The 17988-nt window shown below is 44.4% G+C and carries 21 protein-coding genes; 15 read left to right on the forward strand and 6 right to left on the reverse strand.

What is annotated here, in order from left to right:
- The first annotated feature begins 132 nt into the window (after positions 1-132).
- The 4 genes from HYD27_RS19475 to HYD27_RS19490 all read left to right on the forward strand — a co-directional run bounded on the left by HYD27_RS19475 (position 133) and on the right by HYD27_RS19490 (position 5903).
- On the forward strand, positions 133-2838 hold the full coding sequence (locus HYD27_RS19475; protein WP_219217922.1) for a phage tail protein: 2706 nt from the start codon (positions 133-135) through the stop codon (positions 2836-2838).
- A 17-nt stretch (positions 2839-2855) separates the two neighbouring features.
- A complete protein-coding gene (locus tag HYD27_RS19480; RefSeq protein WP_219217924.1) occupies positions 2856-3218 on the forward strand; it encodes a DUF6711 family protein in 363 nt (120 codons plus the stop codon).
- 4 nt (positions 3219-3222) lie between these two features.
- The gene (locus HYD27_RS19485) at positions 3223-5262 is read left to right on the forward strand and encodes a hypothetical protein (protein ID WP_228745219.1); all 2040 of its coding nucleotides are present in this window, start codon (positions 3223-3225) and stop codon (positions 5260-5262) included.
- A 71-nt stretch (positions 5263-5333) separates the two neighbouring features.
- Positions 5334-5903, forward strand: coding sequence for a hypothetical protein (locus tag HYD27_RS19490; RefSeq protein ID WP_219217926.1), 570 nt, complete (start codon positions 5334-5336; stop codon positions 5901-5903).
- 176 nt (positions 5904-6079) lie between these two features.
- Here the strand turns inward: HYD27_RS19490 and HYD27_RS19495 are convergent, their stop codons facing one another.
- On the reverse strand, positions 6080-6490 hold the full coding sequence (locus HYD27_RS19495; RefSeq protein WP_219217928.1) for a hypothetical protein: 411 nt from the start codon (positions 6488-6490) through the stop codon (positions 6080-6082).
- 107 nt (positions 6491-6597) lie between these two features.
- Between HYD27_RS19495 and HYD27_RS19500 the strand changes: the two genes are divergently transcribed.
- The 10 genes from HYD27_RS19500 to HYD27_RS19545 all read left to right on the forward strand — a co-directional run bounded on the left by HYD27_RS19500 (position 6598) and on the right by HYD27_RS19545 (position 14503).
- The gene (locus HYD27_RS19500) at positions 6598-6843 is read left to right on the forward strand and encodes a hypothetical protein (RefSeq protein WP_219217931.1); all 246 of its coding nucleotides are present in this window, start codon (positions 6598-6600) and stop codon (positions 6841-6843) included.
- Positions 6776-8818 (forward strand): glycosyl hydrolase family 28-related protein, encoded by a 2043-nt coding sequence (locus HYD27_RS19505; RefSeq protein WP_219217933.1) that lies wholly within the window; start codon positions 6776-6778, stop codon positions 8816-8818. Before HYD27_RS19500 ends, HYD27_RS19505 begins: the two co-directional genes overlap by 68 nt.
- 16 nt (positions 8819-8834) lie before the next feature.
- The gene (locus HYD27_RS19510) at positions 8835-9113 is read left to right on the forward strand and encodes a hypothetical protein (RefSeq protein WP_219217935.1); all 279 of its coding nucleotides are present in this window, start codon (positions 8835-8837) and stop codon (positions 9111-9113) included.
- A 119-nt stretch (positions 9114-9232) separates the two neighbouring features.
- Positions 9233-10216 (forward strand): acyltransferase family protein, encoded by a 984-nt coding sequence (locus tag HYD27_RS19515; RefSeq protein WP_219217937.1) that lies wholly within the window; start codon positions 9233-9235, stop codon positions 10214-10216.
- A gap of 168 nt (positions 10217-10384) precedes the next feature.
- On the forward strand, positions 10385-10894 hold the full coding sequence (locus HYD27_RS19520; RefSeq protein WP_219217939.1) for a phage holin family protein: 510 nt from the start codon (positions 10385-10387) through the stop codon (positions 10892-10894).
- A gap of 12 nt (positions 10895-10906) precedes the next feature.
- Positions 10907-11767, forward strand: coding sequence for a M15 family metallopeptidase (locus tag HYD27_RS19525; protein ID WP_219217940.1), 861 nt, complete (start codon positions 10907-10909; stop codon positions 11765-11767).
- A gap of 2 nt (positions 11768-11769) precedes the next feature.
- Positions 11770-12126 (forward strand): phage holin, encoded by a 357-nt coding sequence (locus HYD27_RS19530; protein WP_219217942.1) that lies wholly within the window; start codon positions 11770-11772, stop codon positions 12124-12126.
- A gap of 193 nt (positions 12127-12319) precedes the next feature.
- On the forward strand, positions 12320-12532 hold the full coding sequence (locus tag HYD27_RS19535; protein ID WP_219217944.1) for a hypothetical protein: 213 nt from the start codon (positions 12320-12322) through the stop codon (positions 12530-12532).
- A gap of 50 nt (positions 12533-12582) precedes the next feature.
- The gene (locus HYD27_RS32735; RefSeq protein ID WP_219217945.1) at positions 12583-13734 is read left to right on the forward strand and encodes an AAA family ATPase; all 1152 of its coding nucleotides are present in this window, start codon (positions 12583-12585) and stop codon (positions 13732-13734) included.
- 4 nt (positions 13735-13738) lie between these two features.
- Positions 13739-14503: an HNH endonuclease gene (locus HYD27_RS19545; protein ID WP_219217946.1), complete on the forward strand. Its 765-nt coding sequence runs from the start codon at positions 13739-13741 to the stop codon at positions 14501-14503.
- 132 nt (positions 14504-14635) lie between these two features.
- On the opposite strand, the gene HYD27_RS19550 is transcribed toward HYD27_RS19545, so the two are convergent.
- Entirely contained in the window at positions 14636-14863 is a 228-nt protein-coding gene (locus tag HYD27_RS19550) for a hypothetical protein (RefSeq protein ID WP_219217947.1), read from the reverse strand.
- A gap of 86 nt (positions 14864-14949) precedes the next feature.
- Positions 14950-15810, reverse strand: a complete 861-nt coding sequence (locus HYD27_RS19555; protein ID WP_219217948.1) for an ATP-dependent DNA ligase — start codon at positions 15808-15810, stop codon at positions 14950-14952.
- Positions 15811-16087: 277 nt separating this feature from the next.
- Between HYD27_RS19555 and HYD27_RS19560 the strand changes: the two genes are divergently transcribed.
- Complete coding sequence (locus HYD27_RS19560; RefSeq protein WP_219217949.1) at positions 16088-16300, forward strand: hypothetical protein; 213 nt, start codon at positions 16088-16090, stop codon at positions 16298-16300.
- Between the two features lie 540 nt (positions 16301-16840).
- On the opposite strand, the gene HYD27_RS32740 is transcribed toward HYD27_RS19560, so the two are convergent.
- Genes HYD27_RS32740 through HYD27_RS19575 form a run of 3 tightly spaced genes read right to left on the reverse strand, consistent with a single transcriptional unit; the run spans position 16841 to position 17941 of the window.
- Complete coding sequence (locus tag HYD27_RS32740) at positions 16841-17326, reverse strand: helix-turn-helix domain-containing protein (protein WP_309242097.1); 486 nt, start codon at positions 17324-17326, stop codon at positions 16841-16843.
- Positions 17323-17490: a hypothetical protein gene (locus HYD27_RS19570; RefSeq protein ID WP_219217950.1), complete on the reverse strand. Its 168-nt coding sequence runs from the start codon at positions 17488-17490 to the stop codon at positions 17323-17325. Before HYD27_RS19570 ends, HYD27_RS32740 begins: the two co-directional genes overlap by 4 nt.
- A gap of 19 nt (positions 17491-17509) precedes the next feature.
- Positions 17510-17941: a hypothetical protein gene (locus HYD27_RS19575; RefSeq protein WP_219217951.1), complete on the reverse strand. Its 432-nt coding sequence runs from the start codon at positions 17939-17941 to the stop codon at positions 17510-17512.
- Between the last annotated feature and the right edge of the window lie 47 nt (positions 17942-17988).

Raw genomic sequence — 17988 nt, forward strand, 5'->3', positions numbered from 1 at the left:
GGAGCAAGCGCATTCCGTCATTAAAGGATGTGCTGAAGAAGACCAAGCAGTCCCCGGCACAAACCCCGGAAAAGATGCTTGAGATGGTTAAAAATCTGAACGCTGCTTTCGGCGGAACAAGCGGGTGAATGAATGGCAGTTGTTAAAAACCTACTGATCCGGGCTGGGGCGGATTTTTCCGCGCTGCGAAACGCTACTCGGCAGGCACAGAGGGACTTAAATGGCTTTAAAAGCAGCGTTGCCAAGACCGTAAAAGGAATTGGGACATTGTTGGCTGGAATCGGTGCTGGATTTGCGATAGGTGGTGCGGTAAAAGATGCCATGCAGTTTGAAGCGGCAATCATGCAGATTAACCGCACGCTGGGCAGCAATGCTGGTGCTTTCCAGAAGTGGGCTAAGGAGAATGAAAAAACCTTGGGCATGTCCACGCTGGAGATAACTAAATACGCTGCGGTATATTCCAATCTAATCAGCGGATTTTCAGCAACTACAAGGGAGACTACACAGCGCACGCAAGCGTTATTGCAAGCGTCTGCGACAGTGGCTGCCGCAACGGGCCGCACCATGGAAGACACTATGGAACGCATTCGTTCCGGTCTCTTGGGAAATACAGAGTCGATTGAAGATTTGGGCATCAACGTGAATGTCGCCTTGCTGGAATCCTCCAAATCCTTTCAACAATTTGCTAATGGGCGTAGCTGGAATCAAATTGATTTTCAGACGCAACAAACCATTCGGCTCATGGCAATTCTGGAGCAGGCGACAAATAAATACGGGACAACGGTGGCTGATAACACTGCCTACCGGCAAGCGGTATTCGTTGCCCAACTCAAAAACACTCGGCTGGCGCTTGGGCAAGCCTTTCTGCCAATATATAATTTCATCCTGCCAGCATTGACCCGTTTGGCATCCGCCTTAGCTACGGCCATAAACTTTGTTGCTCAATTTACTACGGCTTTGTTTGGTGGCAGCAGCCAGGTCAAGGCAACTGCAGCTCAAGCAAACGCCGTGAGTGGTCTTGGCAGTGCTTACGGCGATGCTGCGGACCAAGCTAAGGCAGCAGGCGATGAGGCAAAAAAGGCTGGGAAAAAGGCTCAAAAGTCAGTCGCTGGATTTGATCAACTCAACCTTGTCGGTGATAAATCATCTGCAGCGGACAGCGGAGCAGATGCCGGTGCCGCAGGGATCGGTGACATGAATGTGGATACCGGTGCTGGCGTTGGAGCGTTGGGCACTATGGGTGCCAGCATGATTGATGTATCTGATAAGGCAAAGGCCATGGCTGAGAAAGTCAAGAAGGCTTTTGCGGCGATGAAGAAGGCTGTAACCGACAACAAGGATATCATAATTGCTGCTCTTGCTGGCCTTGCTACGGCTTTTGCGGGTTTTTGGTTGGCTACCAAGTGGGGAAGTATGGTTAAGGCCATACAGACAGCAGGAAAGGTTATAGGGGCTGTGATTGCCGGGATATCCTGGCCGATTGTGCTCTTAATCGCTACGGTTGCCGCCTTGGTTGGAGCGTTCGTTTATTTTTACCGGACCAATGAGCAATTTCGTAACACTGTGCAGGACATCTTTCAAAAAATTAAAGATATTGCGGTTGATCTTTGGCAAAATGTTATGGTTCCGTTCGGACAATGGCTTATGGGGGAACTCCCGAAAGCCTGGGATGCCGTAGCTCAAGCTGCGAAAGTCCTTTGGGATAATGTGCTCGTTCCGTTTGGAAAATGGCTTGCAGATGTGCTCCCGAAGGCTTGGAAGGTTGTTGCCGATGTCGCGATGTGGCTATGGGATAACGTGCTGAAGCCTTTCGGAGCATGGCTGATGGATGTCATGCCTAAAGCCTGGGGCGCTGTTCAAAAGGCGGCATTATTTTTATGGAATGATGTTTTAAAGCCCTTCGGTAATTTCCTGCTTTGGATTTGGAAAGAGGTTATAGTGCCGCTAGCTAAAATACTAGGTGATGTTTTGGCTATTGCTTTTAAATTTGTTGCCGATGTCGCCACATCATTATGGAAGAATGTCATCGTGCCACTCGCAAAGGCGCTGTCTGAATTGTTCGGTCCAGCAGTGGAAGCTGTATCAGCCGTGCTAACGTTTCTTTGGCAAAAGGTATTTACGCCATTCGTCTCCTTCCTGGCAGGCACGGTTAAGGTGGTTTTTGAATCTCTGATAACGGTCATTACATTCCTTTGGAAGAATGTCCTTAAGCCCGTAGCCGAGTACATGGGTGGTGCGTTTGCTCAATTGTTTGACACGGTATTCCGGAGCGTGGGCACTCTTATTGACGGACTGAAGACATCTCTCAAAGGGCTACTTACCTTCGTGACAGGCGTATTTACCGGAGACTGGGGTAAAGCCTGGGAAGGAGTTAAGAGTGTTTTTAAAGGCGTATTTGATTCGTTGTATGGTCTGGTCAAACTCCCCCTCAATCTAATCATTGATGCGATTAACCGTGTGATCGATGGCATCAATAAAGTTAGCTTTGACATGCCTGATTTCTTGGGTGGCGGAACGTTTGGGATGTCCATTAAAAACATTTCGCACTTGGCTAAAGGTGGCTTGGCCTACGGGCCTACACTGGCGGTGGTCGGTGATAACAAAGGAGCTGCGTCCAATCCGGAAGTGATTGCTCCACTTTCCAAGTTGGAAGGGATGATGAATAACGGAGGGGATAACCGAGAAGTTGTTTCCGTGCTCCGCGAGTTGATCCAGACGGTCAAAACATCTGGCGGGAATGTCACTTTACAGGTTGGGGCTACAGAGTTGGCCCGGGCAGTTGCATCCGGAGCAAACGAAATCCAACGGAGAACAGGTAAATCAATCTTTGTGATATAGGCAGAAGGAGGTTAACAGTGCTTGGTATAAAAATCAATGGCTCGCCTATTGCGGTGAACCCATCCGTATTCCAACCCACGATTCTTGATTTGGACGATGCCGAGAGCACCACGCGAACATCGGATGGTGTGCTTAATCGGGATCGGGTGGCGGTCAAGAGGCAGATACAGGTAGAGTTTCCTCCCATGCCGATGCCTAAAATGTCTGCCCTGCTAAAACAAATGTCTGGCGTATTCTTTGAATTCTATTTTCCTGATCCGATGGCTGGTGGGTATGTGACAAAGACCATGTATGTTGGTGACAGACCGGCGCCTATGGTTATTGTAAAGAATGGGGTGGTTTGGTGGGATACCCTTAAAGTAACCCTGACGGAGAAGTGATGCTATGTATCCTATATCAACGATATTTGCAGATTACCTAAAGGGCTTTGATCATGAATTTATGGTCAAGGCCTCTATTGCTGGGGAGGATTTCGACAACACCAAAATTGTAGATTTCCAGATTGAAAGCAGCATTGTCAGTGGCGAGGAATTTGAAATCGGTACGGCGATCCCCGCCAAGCTAACTATCAAACTGCGGACGGCTGAAGAGATCCCGGCGAATGCTCGGGTAATCCCTTATCTGGCCCTGTCCTTGGCTCGAATGACTTGGAATGAGGCAAACATTGCTTGGGATGATAACCCCTTACCCTGGGTTGGCGGTGCCACAGAATGGATGCCACTGGGTGAGTATTTTGTAGACTCCCGCCAAAAGGTTAATGATGTCTGGGTGTACACCTGCTATGACAAATTGGTCTTTGGGGATGCGCCGTATGTATCGGCTCTGACCTATCCAACCACTCAACAAGCCGTGCTTGATGAGATTTGCGGTTTGCTGGGGTACACGTATGACAGCAGTGTTGTCATTAATCCGGCGTACATGGTCCCGGTGGCTCCGCCAGGCTTCAGCAAACGCCAGGTACTGTCGTACATCGCCGGGGCAAACAGCGGATCGTTTTATTGGGGCAAAGCAGGCGTCTTACGCATGAAACGTTTTACGGCATCTGACACGCCAGTGTTTACTCACACCACATCGGACTATATCCGAGCCAAGCAGCTAAACCCTCCCAAGTCATATAGTCGCATTGTCGTGACATATGACACCGAGGATGACCTGACATATGAGGCGGGTAGTGGTGACGAAAACCATACATTGTACTTGGAAAATCCACTTGCAACCCAGGCCATCGCAGACGCTCTACACGCCTCTCTAGGCGGCATATCATATTTACCCCTAGAGATGGACTCCAGAGCGTTTCCGCAGTTGGATATTGGCGACAAGATCGGATTTGGGCTGTATGAAGGATCGTCTTGGATGGAGGCATTCTCCCCGTGGATGAATACGGAAATTCCATGGACCGGGGTTTTGCAATATGAGTCCTACATCTTACATTCGACAATGATCTTTAAGGGCGGTCTGCAACTCAAATTGAAGGCTCCGTCAATATCTGAGCAAAAGAGTGAATTTGAAGTACCAGGTACTCTTACAGAGGCGGTCAACAAGTTGGACAAGACCGCAGTCAAAGAAGGCAAACGGTACTACGGAACGACGATTACTCGAACAGAGGGAATTGTGGGAACTGTTGAGGGGGATTCGGCAAAGGTTGTCTTAAACGCCGATGAACTCACTTTCTACGCAGGAAGTGACAGAGCACTATGGTTTGACCTACCCAGCCATAGATTCAAGTTTAACGGCACCTTGGAAGCGGTAGACGGTATATTCAGCGGTAAACTGTTGGGCGGGGAGATCGAGATCGGCAGCGGAGAGAATGTCTTCAAGGCCGACAATTCAGGCATTTGGTCTGGGGCGCAGAACTTTGTAGAAGCGCCATTCCGGGTTAATATGGCCGGACAGATGGAAGCTGAGGACGGTAGGTTTAAAGGTATTATTGAAGCCTCTGATATTTTAGGAGGTGAGATAATAGGAGCACAGTTCTTTACCGATGAGCCTGGTCTTTACCCTCGCGTAGAGATTGATCCGTACTCTATTGCCTTTGGAGTGTATTCTGCAGAGAATAGTGGCATACAAATCCCAGCTTTTGCAGGCGGGGTGTCTCGAATAATCTTCCTGGCTGATGGGTCGCAATCAACAATCTATAGCTCTCCTACCCTTGGGTTAGCTATAACAAGTTTTGGCAGAATGAGTCTCGGAGGCACATACATTGATCTTTTCCCACAACCAGGAGGGAATGTGAATGTTCCATCGTGGAGTCAATTTTATAGTAATGGATCATCTACGTCTCTTCAGGGGGAACTTAATGCTATATGGACAGCTTTAGCTGGAAAGGCAAATGCTTCACATTCACACACAGTTACTATTCCAAATCATAATCACGGTAATCCAGATAACTTGAATGGAGGTGGAGGAACGTTTACCGCTTCATAAAATTTGTTGAAACTTTTTGCGATTTCTGACGATAATAGAGGTAGAAAACTTTACCAAAAGGAGCGGTTGTTTTGAAAAAGTTTATATCTGGTGTAATCGTCGGTTCGCTGTTGTTTGCCAGTGCTTCCGTTTTTGCTGACTCAGCTAGTTTAATAGGGCAAAAAGTACAAGGATTATTTAGTGTTGAAAAAGGTGGAGTAAAGGTATCCGACGCTGTAATTATTAATGGATCTGCCTATGCCCCTGTTAGGGCTGTTGCAGAAGCGGCAGATGTGAACCTTACGGTGAAAGGAAAGACAATCATCATGGAAACTAAAAATCAGGAAACTGCTTCCTCAAGCGTTACCTCCAATTCAGAAGTAACCGACCCCAAAACTTCTTTGAGTGAACTAAAATCAGAACGAGCAAAAGTCGCTGCGGATATTGAAAGATACACTGCCAGTATCAAAGACTTGAAAGAAGGGTTAATTCCAAGCTTAGAGGAACAAACTAAGATATTGGAAAACACCGGGAAGATCGGAGAAATGACAAAAGAAAATTTGGAAACATACAAAAAACTTTTGAGCGAGAAAGAGGCAGAACTGATTGTTCTTAACCAACGGCTCAAAGAATTGGATGCGGAAATAGCAACTCTTCAATAGAATTAAACTGCTTCACTAAGTCTCGCCAACGCTGGCGGGGCTTTTTGTGTTGGAGAAACGGAGGATTCAAAAATGGATGAACAACGGATTAGGGAGATTGTGAGGGAGGAAATAGCTGCCCACAAGGAGCAGCCGGAGATTATCGGACTTACAATGGAACAGAAGGAAGTAATTGCTCAGTTTTTTGAATTAATAAAGCTCAAACCTACAATCTGATCCGGAAACAAAATCATATCATTAATAATGTGCGAAGGCGCTTTTGAACCATAAGGAGTAATTTTTGCATTCTTCAAAAGAATACTGTCCAATTCGCTTGGAAACTCAACGATTCTATCAATGCCAACTTGTTCAATATAGGCTTCATTCCGATTCTGCAAGACGTTCGCGAAAATATAAGCTGATAAATCCTTGGTTGGGTCCACAGTATCCAACACATGAGTTAGTTTGGCTTCGATGTGGCCAAAATTGGTTATTATCAACAAAGATAATTCACCGGTTATTGAGGATAATTCGGAACCGTTGAATTTTTCGAGAAATTCCGCTGTGCTTCGAATGGCGATTCTCTTTAAAACTGATTCAGTGTCCATAAATACACACCTCCCTTCATTTGGAAAATAGGCCTAGCAACCTACATTTCGACAGAATGGGAGGTTTTTCCTGTGGAACAACCGTTCGAAATAAGGAGGTTTTTAGCTTGGCTAACATCCAAACTACATTAAAAATAGAGCTTGATCCTCGTGTCCCCGTCCCGGAAATACTCGCCGTAATCAGGGCCGTCACACCATTCCATCTGGGTCAAGAAGAATTGATCCTTATCGGAGTCATGGAAGCGATAGAAAAAAGATTGATGTCTCTGAAAGGAGTTGAGAAGCATGCCGAACCGATACCTGAACCTGGACGGAAGCCAGCAGATACGGGAGAACTACAACCAGATAAGTGAAGGGTTTGACGGAGTTGAGGCTGACATAGATGCCGCGATTGAAGTGTCTGGAAGCATCCAGGCAGAGGTAACCGAACACAAAGATTCATCTGCCGCTCATGCCGCCGAACATATCACCTATGATGGGCCGGTTGCTGGTGCCGAGAACATGAAATCAGCCGTGGACAGCGTTCAGCAGCAGCTTAATACAGCAGTCATTGCCGGTGACAGTGGTCCGGCCGCAGCGCAGGCAGCCATTGATGCGACAGGCCATGATTATGGTAACCTTAAGGTTCGACTGGATACGGAGCACACCGCCGTGAGTGAACAGTTGGCGGAAACTGGTCAAGTTTTGATCAGTCGAGAAATTAATGTTAAATATCCTCCTGTACCGCTCGTAGCAGCGTCAGGAGATGGGGTAGTTGACGACACTTCGGCAATACAAGCTGTATATGATCTTTTAGTCGATGGCGGTACGGTTTATTTTCCAGAAGGAACGTATTCAAAAACGGATGCTATATCAATTAACTATTCAAATATTAGAACTGTTTTTGCTCCTAATGCTAAAATTATCGACACGGTACAAGGTAAAAACGGTTTTTCAACCGGACAATATTTAAGCAATATCAAATTTGAAGGGATTGATATTTTAGGTTGTTCTGACGATACTTTTGCCAGCGCTGCTGATGCAGTATTTATAGGAGAAGGAACTAATAATGTAGAAATATCAGACTCCCGATTTGATGGTTATACTATTGGGATTTTGACTGAAATCTATAACTATGACATAACAGTCTCTAGATGTGAATTTTATAACATGACCTACATTCCATCAGCTACGGCAGGAGGATACGGAATAGTATATCAAGCCTCGCGTAACACTAAGACGTTTGACTGCTATTTTGATAAAAGCATCTATAGACACGCTATATACGTGGGGCGTAACCCCTTTACTGATGTTTCTGGCAAGGACCATACTATCCAAAGAAATACATTCGAAGGAGATAGCCAGCCCACTTATATAACTGGGTTCGAGCTTCGACTGAAAATAATGGCTAATTCGGATGTGACGGTTAGTAACAATACATTTACAGGTGGAGTGGGACACATTTTAATACAGTCTACACAGACTGTGAATGCTGACCCTAAAAATATCATTATATCAAACAATACTTTTAAGGATATCGTAAAGGGAAATTCCACTCATTCGTGGGGGATTGGGGAAGAAGGACCTGGTTCCTTTATGGAAACGGTAACTATCTCCGGTAATATATTTAACAATTGCGACTGCATAGGCCATATCGGAATTAATTTAGGGAAAAAAATTACTATTGAAGGCAACACCGTAGACAATGCGGTTTCAGGACATGGTATTACTTCACAGAACAAGGTTGAAGATTTGAGAATCATCAGCAACGATATCCGTGGGTTAACCTCTAGTTATCGCTGTGTCTATTTAAATACATCATCTACAGTGTCAGATCCGTCTACGCACTCCCTTAATGTTGTGATACGAGGAAATGATTTCGGTAATGCTCAGATAGGCATTTACTTTAATTCTACCTTAACAGCTACCATTGAAAATAATTTAATCGAACTCACAACACAGCAATCTGTTTATTTCGCAAATGTGAAATTTACAGGTGTGATACGCAACAACACTTTTCGAAATGGTAATTCCGCAATACATTTCAACTCATTATGCGTTGATCCAATATGGATTTACGATAATGTTTTTGAGGGTCAGACCGTTAACCAGATTGAAAATGACGGCAATGCATATCTTTGTGAACCGATCAAAAACGGACGAACAAGCGGATCGAAAGCTAATAAACGGACATTTGTTCTAAGTGCCGCGCCGACTTCTGGGACTTGGCTGGCAGGAGACGAAGCGTTGTTTTCAGCTGCGGTTGCTGGAGGTTACGTTGGAACAACTTGCATCACTACAGGAACACCAGGTGTGTGGAAAAACTATGGAGCAGTCCAATCATCTTAAGGGGGGGGAGTTAAAAATGGCCTTGTCACAAAGCATTACACTAAGTAATGGCTTATCAGTAAACGAAGCCTACATTCGAGTGGACACCGTAAATGGATATAAAGGCGGACTTGACATCTCTGTTAATTCCTATGTATCGCAAGCTGCTTTTACACAGGGACAGGGGTATATAGAACAGAGTTTGTACCACTTTATTCCTTCCGTGGAGGAAGGATCGGAGAATTTCATCAAGCAGGGTTACGATTATCTTAAAACATTACCTGAGTTTGAGAGTGCCATTGACGTTTTTGAATAGGAAATAAAGCGTTTCTTATTCTTCATAAAAACGATTTGTTTACGAAAACCCCCATACTGTACTATCATCAATAGAGACAAATATTGTATAAAATACAACGAATAATGGGGGAGTTATAAATGTCTAAGGAAAGAGCTTTTTTGTTTGATAAAGTTTGCACCTCGCAGTCCAAGGGGATTGCTATTATTTTTGTTCTTATTAGCCACCTTAATGAACAACTAGGAGGACATAAAATATTCGAACCCCTCGGCAGCATAGGCGTTGCATTATTTTTATTTGCATCTGGGTATGGCCTAACTAAGTCTCAAGAAAAAGGTGGGTTACAAAGCTTTTTTAAGAAGCGCATTACAGTAGTTCTAGTTCCTTATATGTTTGTGACTTTTTTGTGGATTATAGTCGATTATTTGACTGGTAATACGCATTCCCTAAAAACCATAGTATTGGCCATTTTAGGTTTTGACTTTAGTAGATCGATAGACCCTACAATGTGGTATATCTCATTTGTTTTAGTATGGTACACTGCGTTTTACATTTGTTTTGTGTTAACATTAAATAACATCGTTCGAGTAATGATGTTGTTCACTTTTTCAGTAGTATGTATAGGTGTATGGCAGCTTAATCTCATTGGAAGCGGTAGTTACGAATGGGGATTGCACTCATTAATATTCCCTATTGGCGCATGGTTTGCATTGTTCGGTGAAAAATTTATTCGCAAATATAAGACTAAGTCATTACTTTCACTTATGGCATTATCTATAATCATGGGTATTCTAAATAATTATATAGTCTTAAATAGCGGAATATACAACGCGGTTAATGACGTGATTGGTACGGTGTTTATTGTTTGCGGATTGATGTTGTTGAGACATTCTAATTTTAAATCTCTATTTTTAGAACTTGCGGGGAAATACTCATATGAAATTTATTTATTTGAAGGGTATTTCTTATATAGAATGAATTTTTTTGAAATAATAGAGAACAAAGGTTTAGCGTTAATATCATATTTATCCTTAGTCTTAGTGCTATCTTATCTACTCAAGAAAATAATTGATACTACTAAACATGCAACAACAATAATATCGAAAGTCAGAGCTGATCAATAGTAAGACTATATAAAATAGGCAGTTGGACCCTACTGCGCAGCAAAGGAGGTGAGGCTCCGGCATGTGAAATTCAGAATCACATAGACAACACGCCCTATGCAGGCGTGTTTTTATTTTGCCCTCATACCTGGTATGGGGGCTACTTTTGTTGGGGAAGGGAGCAGGGGGATGCTCAATCATATCAAGCAATTATCCACTATCGTGTACACGGCTGCTGTAGGCTCCGGGAGCCGCGAGGTTGCCACAGGGGGGATTACATCTATGGCCGGACTGCTGGCGACCATAGCCGGGCTGCTGGGAGGCTGGGACAAGGGGCTGCTGGTGCTCATCGTGCTTATGTGCGGCGATTATGGCACCGGCGTAATGGGAGCAATCAAGACCAAAACAGTTAGCAGCGACATTATGTTTTGGGGCGGCATCCGTAAGGCGGTTGTGCTCTTTGTCGTCGGCCTGTCCTCGCTGATGGATGATTGGATACAACCAGGAGCGCCGATCTTTCGGACGGCGGCTATTTACTTTTATGCGGGGCGCGAGGGTTTGTCAGTCGTTGAAAATCTTGGCGTGCTGGGCGTGCCTTTGCCGCAGGCCATTAAAGATTTTTTGCTGCAACTGTCAGAGGACAAGGCAAAAAACAATCCGTCCAAGCCGGAGCACCCGGATAATGACCAAACAGCATAAGGAGGGATACAGGTGTCATTAACACTTGATCAAGTAAAACTCAAATCACAGGCCCGGCTTGTCGGGCTGCATCCGGTGCTGGTGGCGGCTACGGTGGCTCTCATAGAGCGCTGCTACGCCCGGGGAGTCAATATAGTCATTACCCAAGGGCTGCGGACCATAGCGGAGCAGGACGCGCTCTATGCGCAAGGGCGCACCAAGCCGGGGGCTATTGTTACCAATGCCAAAGGCGGCTACAGCTATCACAATTTTGGACTGGCCGTAGACTTTGCCTTGCTGCTGCCGGACGGCTCCAGCGTCTCCTGGGATATGAACAGAGACGGAGATGGCGACAAGACAGCGGACTGGTCAGAGGTTGTGCAGGAGGCCAAGGCGCTGGGCTTTGCCTGGGGTGGTGACTGGACCACCTTTAAGGACTATCCGCACTTTGACATGACCTTTGGCCTGACCACGGCAGAGCTGCGGGCCGGGCTGGAGCCGACAGCAAAACAGGTTCAAGCGGCGTATGCTGTTATTGATAAAGTACAAGGGGAGGCAGAAGAGGATATGAGTAAAATCGCGGAGCTGGAAGCACAGGTGAAGGAATTGGCGGCAGCATTGACGAGTCTGACCAACAGCAAGGATGTGCTGAAGGATCAGGCAATTAAGCAGGCCGGAGAAATCAAGGAGCTGCGGACCGCAGTACTGGAACTGACCGACACCACGCCGCCAGCATGGTCCCTGGAGGCCATTCAAGCGCTGCACGAAACGCCGTCAGTGCTCAACGGCCAGCCAGTCATTGATACGCCAGACAAGGCTACCAAGACAGAGGCGCGGCTGTTTACGGTGCTGCACCGCTTGGGGCTGTCCGGCATTCAGAAGGGAGGCAAATAACCATGCAATCAATTATCGAAGCGGCACAGCCGTATATCACCACCATTGTCACGGCCATTATAGGTGCTCTGGCTGCCGTCCTGTTGGCTGCTGTAGGCGTTATTAAAGCTAAGGCTGTAACTTATCTGGACAGTAAATTAGACGCGACACAACGGGAACTGCTGCATAAGGTAGCGAGCGAGGCTTATGCTTACGCGGAGACAGTCTACAAGAGCGCAGAGAGCCAGGCCAAGTTGGAGCAGGCTTTAGATTACGCCACAGAGCAATTAGGCCGCAAGGGGATCAAGGTCACGCCTGCGGAGATTCGTGCAGCTATTGAGGCGGCGTACCTCAAGGCTCAAGCTCCTGTATCACAATAGCATTCACTTGCCCACTGGCTTCGGCTGGTGGGTTATTTTTTGATGAGAGTTTAGATGTAGGTTGTTTCTACTTAAACTAGTAAGCGAGGGCAGAGTATTATTTCGTTACATTAGTCATACAATAACACATGTCTTTTTTTATTAAGATTATTCCATGCCTCAAAATAAAGAAAAATGGTAGGTGAGAGAAAAAATGGGCAATCTGAAAGAATTTATCGTACCTTATTCTATTCCAAATATCATAATTATGAACATATCTACTAAGAAAAAAATTATTTTATACGCTGTAAGTTCCAGTGGCAGATCAGTAGTTGTAGGACCAGTTGAAAGTGAATACGATAGAGGATGGTTAAACCGGTGTTGGGAGATATCCAAAGAGGAGTTGCTTGAAAATTATTCCTTATAATAATTCAAATATATGGTATAATCCTCTTATTTAATATAGGAGGGAAAAATGTGAAAATCAACGGAATAATCATTCAAAATATTGGCGGCATTAATAATTTGAGTCTTAAGTTTAATGAAAACTTAAATATGATTTGTGGTGTCAATGGAGTAGGTAAAACGACAATTCTTGAATGTATTATTAATTCTTTTAGTGGTTACAATTCAGGGAATCCCAAACGTAATGCAAAATCTGAGCGTGGATCTTGGAATATCGACATTGATAACAAAAAAATACATTTCGATACTAATTCGTTTTTACCTCATGAAACAAGAAAAGATTATGAGTATCTTGCCGATTCAGCACATAAAGTCATGTATGTGAAAGATGAGAGGCAAATAAATTATCAGAAGCTGCCTGGAATTCTACCTGATGATAAAAGAGATTATTATAGATATCAACAACTTCTACTAGAAGGAATTCGTTCAGAATCCATTAAATCTTGGTTTACCAATAGAATGGTTTTTAAATCTATGGGAAATTTAACTGACTCAGAAATTTATAATTTAGATTTAGCCACACAGTGTTTTTCGTTATTAGATGAAAATGTTACATATTCTGCTATTGAACATACTAACTTTGAGGTTATGGTTAATACACCACGGGGTGAAATACTTTTTGAGTATTTGTCTTCAGGGTTTAAATCGGCTCTTTTTATTCTTTTAGGGCTAATTAAAGAAATTGAATACAATTCCGAACCTAAAGTTAAAGTTAGCGAGTTTGATGGTGTGATTCTAATTGATGAAGCAGATGCACATTTGCATCCATATTGGCAAGGGAGTTTTGTCGATACTTTAAGAAAAATTTTTAAATCCGCACAGGTAATTATAACTACTCATAGTCCACATATGATTCAAGTCGCTAGTTTCGAGGAAATAATCGCTCTTGGATTTAACGATTTGGGTGAAGTCATTGAACTAGATTTAATTAAATCTGAATTTGGATTTAAAGGATGGACAGTGGAGGAAATTTTAGAAGACGTAATGGGATTAAAAGAAACTAGATCTAGCGATTACATAGATGTAAAAGTCAAATTTGAATCAGCATTGGATGATGAGGATAAACAAAAAGCAACAGAATTATATGAAACCTTAAATAAAATGTTGCATCCCAGAAGCCCGATGAGAAAAGTATACGAATTGCAGTTAGGATCATTAGGGTGATTAAATGATAAAAATTCAAAGAACTGATCCGCCTACTAATTTAACTCAAGAAAAAATAGAAAGATTGACAGCCGAGTACATGGAGACAAACAAAAATGTCTGGAATCAAGATTATATAAAAAATGCTTTAATGAAGATGAGCCATAATAAATGCATCTTTTGCGAATGTAAATTAGGAGAAGAGAGTAAGTATATAGAAGTTGAGCATTTCCACCCCAAGTCTTTATATCCTGAAGAAGTCGTGGATTGGGAGAATCTTTTGCCTATTTGCAAAAGATGCAACGGTTTAAAAAGAGATCACGATACTAAGATGCTTCCAATTATTAATCCTACGCTGATTGATCCGAAAGCCCATTTAACTATTAAGGGTTATAGATTTTCTAGTATCGATGATCTTGGAAAAAGGACTATTAGGGTATTAGGTTTAAATGACTCAGATCGACTTTTTTTACCTCGTGTGAAGATAGGTAATGAAGTATCAAATATATTAGATGGTTTGGTAAGATGGGTTGAAAAGATTAGAGGAAACAATTCAACTGAGGACGAAAATGAATTAATAGGAAAGATGTATAACATATTAAAATCATGTCAACCCGATTCCGAATATAGTACTATCTGTTCATACGCACTTTTCAGAGACGATAATTACTACGAGGTAAAGGAATATATGCAACAGCAAAAAATTTGGAATGATGATTTATCTAATTTAGAAGAAGTAGGATTAAAAAACTGTCTTATAGAACACCCAGCATCTCACTCCAGTGTCTAATGTCATTTATATGAATATCCCGTCGATGTCAGTAGTCGGGGTATTTCTTTGCATTCAGGAAAATTTTCCTTATCGTCACATACATAAATTATTTTAAGAAAATAACCGTCCTGACCTTAACTTGGGGACGGTTCATTCATTCGTTTCTCCTTCGATCCGCAGTCTGATTACCCGTGAAATACTCTCCACATCACTGTATGGCACCCAAACAGGTCCCTCAATCGTATTGATCTTTACTCGATCCGGATCTGCTGATACCTCCGCAATGCCCTTTATCTTATCCCCGTTTAATAGCCATACAACAATCATTTCCCGTCTTACAGCCGCGACCTTTAAACTTTGCTTAAGCTTTTTATCCATGACCGTACCTCCGGGCTTTTCTGAGTATTATACACCCCGTTTGATAAAATAACCCGCCGTGCTTATGCCTGACGGGTTATTTTTGCTCATACAATAAACTCTGTAAATACTGGACTCCGCAGCATGCCGGACTTGGTCCAGTTCCTCATTCTCACCTTAGCCCGCAGCCGGGGCTCCAGATGTACAAACTCTTTGTCCTCGCCATTTACGAGCTGCTGAGCTACACCTCGAAAAGCTTGCTTGTGTAGTGGTGTAGCTCCAAGTTTGATGATCCCAGCCGGGCGCAGTCTACCGGACGGCCCGGGGACCGAAGCGAGCCAGCCGAACTCCTGTTTACGATATCCAGTTATATACACCTCTGCATAGGTCCAATTAATGACCTTCTGCCAGGCATGGGAACGGCGGCCAGTCTCGTAGGTGCTATTCTTACGCTTGCCGACGACACCTTCCATGCCCCGAGACTCAATCTCTGTAAATAGAGCTTCACCAGCGCCGTCTATATGCGGTACTACGCCGTAATTGCTGGAGGGTAGGGGTAATCCTGCCAGTATCTCTTTGCGGCGCAGGAGCGGCAACTCACGCAGGTCCTCGCCCTTATATTGTAATATATCGAAGATAGCGTAAAAGGCTGGCAGAGTGGATGTGAGTTGCTGAATCTTATCCGCCCGGCGTGCCTGGAAGCGGCTCATGACAGACTCAAAATCAGACACTCCGGTTGCCGGATCAACGCAGGCGACTTCACCGTCCAGGATCACATCATTTTCAAACGGTAGCTGAAGCTCGGGGTATTGCCGGGTACAGTCGTTGTTGTGACGGGTATAAAGCCGGATGACCCCGGCCTGCTGGGAGTAGATTAGCCGGTGGCCGTCTATCTTTGGTTCGAATATATAATCGCTGTGGCTAAACGGACCGGGGGCCGTTTGCAGAAGCATAGGGGATATAAACATAGTTTCACCTCTATCTAATTATAAATGCCATAAGAGGGGAAAAGGGCAGGTAAGTGTTGGACATAAAAGTACCCATTAACATATGACTGGTCGGCGGCTTTTTTACGTTTACAGATAATCATAAATCGTATATTGTAAGCATATGGTAATCACTTTAATGGGGGTAATAAATGATGAAAGAGAAGACGTTGGAGCAGTTCCAGGCCGAATGGAATATGCACGTCGGAGCAATGCGGATGGTCTTAACTAACAATAGAGATATTGGAGGGGAATAGATGTGAGGCTAGGAGCGGATTTGAAAAAAGAAATACAGTCGGCCACAGTAAAGCCGAAGGAAATCAAGATGAGTCCGTACACCTTTGAAGATATCCGGCAGGATAAGGGGTGTCAAGGCGATATAATGGAGTGGTTTCCAAATGGCGGTTTTAGTTTTATGATGATCCCCATTAAGGTGGATTTAATGGTTAAGAAATGGGAGTTTGTATCTTAGTTGCTAGCATCGTAAAAGCCCGTCTACCTTAACTGGTCGGCGGGCTTTTTACGTTTATATAAAATTATCTTTTTCCAGCTTTTTTTGCCGACCATTCCCGCGCTTGGCGGTTTTTATGCTGTCGCCTACACTCGTCGCTGCAAGTAACACTTCCGTTCACGGGTTCAAATTCTTTTCTGCACCAAGAGCACGTAGAGTTCGTCTTTCTTCTCTTTATTTTTCGCGGCGGGTTTATCCGCTCTTTATTTTCGTGATAAAAGGAAATGCTTGTTTCCCGATCGTACTCGGCGCTATGGATGGGTTGGCATTTTTCGCAGAAGCGTTGATTGCCGCTCATAACGCTGTAAACATTGCCGCAGCGTTCGCACTTGTCCATGCTGCCGAGAGGACGGGTATCTCCGCTGCGTTTTCGTCTCCTGTAGCTTTCAGCCTGCTCCCTGCGGCGTCTGTCCCGACATTCCGGGCAATAATAAGCCCGAGGCCCACCCTGGAAGGTGCGTCCGCAAGAATTACAGGTTCTGGTCATAAGCATGTTTTGCATCACTCCATCGGAGGTGGATTGCTTTGTTTAGGATTGGGCTGATTCCGGTCGATTACCCATGTCTTGCCGATTTTTCTTGCAACGACCTTCCCGCCCAAACAGTAATTTTTTATTGTTCCGGGAGCCAGGTCCCATAACTTGGCAGCCTCTTCGACGCCCATCACGTTATTTAGCGCGTGCTGTTGGGTATGATAGGCATGCACGTATGAGTCTTTTAATGGCTCGTTGGTAAAGTCTTCAACGTCTAGTTCGGCCATAAGCTCTCCGAACATGTCCAGCAATACCAATTCCGCCTCTCCAAACTGATGCGCATGCTCCATCAGGTCGCGGTGAAGGCGCTCAAGCGTCTGCGCAGGCTTAACTCCGAGCTGAGACAGGTGAGAGGCGGCAATGCCAACCTCTCCCTTATCGTTTACTCGGTCGCCTAACACATTTGCAATGGCAATTAAACGTCCGAAAACTTCACTTCGATCTTTTTTGATCACGAATCACACCGCCAGTTCAGCATGATCCGTTCCATATTTTCTTCTGCCTCAGACTCGGAATCAAAAGACCCCTTAGTCTGCACACCGTCCGATATCGTCCAGGGCAAAAACCCGTCCTCATCCGGCCACTCAGACCGGACGACTTTAAAATTTTGAATAATCATCTTATTTCCTCCTTTTTTATCAAGACCAGGTTAATAATCCGCGCTCGATGCACAGAGTTTCCATTGACTCTCCCGCGCGAAATTCAAGTTTCATGCGGTCAATTGAGACAGTGTAAATGCGAACGGCCCGGCCAGTAGCTTTTTCAACGCCTGTTCTGAATTCGGTAATCAATGTCTTTGTTTCTACTTTTTCATTCCGCAAAGCCTTGTAGTCAAATCTAGTCTTCGATCCAACTACGGATACATTCAGAACTTCGACGTTAGTAACCGCGAAATGTAAGAGTCCATTGACCTTTCTAATTTCGGTAAACCCGAAATGTTTTTCTCTGATTGCCTTTACCTCCTTCCAAGCCATAGCCAGCGCTTGGGAGAAATACTCACGAACCTTACCACCAAACTTAGCAACTGCTTCCCGTGCGATTTTCCAAGCTCTGACCATAACGTTTTTCATTTTCATTTCCTCCTTGATGTGCGTCACCGCATTTATTGATATAAATA

It is taken from the genome of Paenibacillus sp. S150 (genome assembly GCF_019352175.1).
In the GTDB taxonomy this organism is placed as follows: domain Bacteria; phylum Bacillota; class Bacilli; order Paenibacillales; family Paenibacillaceae; genus Paenibacillus_AQ.

What these genes read in the sequence shown, in the direction of transcription:
- HYD27_RS19530 (WP_219217942.1), top strand. Translation starts at nt 11,770, where the DNA reads ATGCAATCAATTATCGAAGCGGCACAGCCGTATATCACCACCATTGTC.
- HYD27_RS19495 (WP_219217928.1), bottom strand. Translation starts at nt 6,490, where the DNA reads ATGGACACTGAATCAGTTTTAAAGAGAATCGCCATTCGAAGCACAGCG.
- HYD27_RS19550 (WP_219217947.1), bottom strand. Translation starts at nt 14,863, where the DNA reads ATGGATAAAAAGCTTAAGCAAAGTTTAAAGGTCGCGGCTGTAAGACGG.
- HYD27_RS19505 (WP_219217933.1), top strand. Translation starts at nt 6,776, where the DNA reads ATGCCGAACCGATACCTGAACCTGGACGGAAGCCAGCAGATACGGGAG.
- HYD27_RS19545 (WP_219217946.1), top strand. Translation starts at nt 13,739, where the DNA reads ATGATAAAAATTCAAAGAACTGATCCGCCTACTAATTTAACTCAAGAA.
- HYD27_RS19575 (WP_219217951.1), bottom strand. Translation starts at nt 17,941, where the DNA reads ATGAAAAACGTTATGGTCAGAGCTTGGAAAATCGCACGGGAAGCAGTT.
- HYD27_RS19520 (WP_219217939.1), top strand. Translation starts at nt 10,385, where the DNA reads ATGCTCAATCATATCAAGCAATTATCCACTATCGTGTACACGGCTGCT.
- HYD27_RS19515 (WP_219217937.1), top strand. Translation starts at nt 9,233, where the DNA reads ATGTCTAAGGAAAGAGCTTTTTTGTTTGATAAAGTTTGCACCTCGCAG.
- HYD27_RS19570 (WP_219217950.1), bottom strand. Translation starts at nt 17,490, where the DNA reads ATGATTATTCAAAATTTTAAAGTCGTCCGGTCTGAGTGGCCGGATGAG.
- HYD27_RS19535 (WP_219217944.1), top strand. Translation starts at nt 12,320, where the DNA reads ATGGGCAATCTGAAAGAATTTATCGTACCTTATTCTATTCCAAATATC.
- HYD27_RS19510 (WP_219217935.1), top strand. Translation starts at nt 8,835, where the DNA reads ATGGCCTTGTCACAAAGCATTACACTAAGTAATGGCTTATCAGTAAAC.
- HYD27_RS19475 (WP_219217922.1), top strand. Translation starts at nt 133, where the DNA reads ATGGCAGTTGTTAAAAACCTACTGATCCGGGCTGGGGCGGATTTTTCC.
- HYD27_RS19555 (WP_219217948.1), bottom strand. Translation starts at nt 15,810, where the DNA reads ATGTTTATATCCCCTATGCTTCTGCAAACGGCCCCCGGTCCGTTTAGC.
- HYD27_RS19485 (WP_228745219.1), top strand. Translation starts at nt 3,223, where the DNA reads ATGTATCCTATATCAACGATATTTGCAGATTACCTAAAGGGCTTTGAT.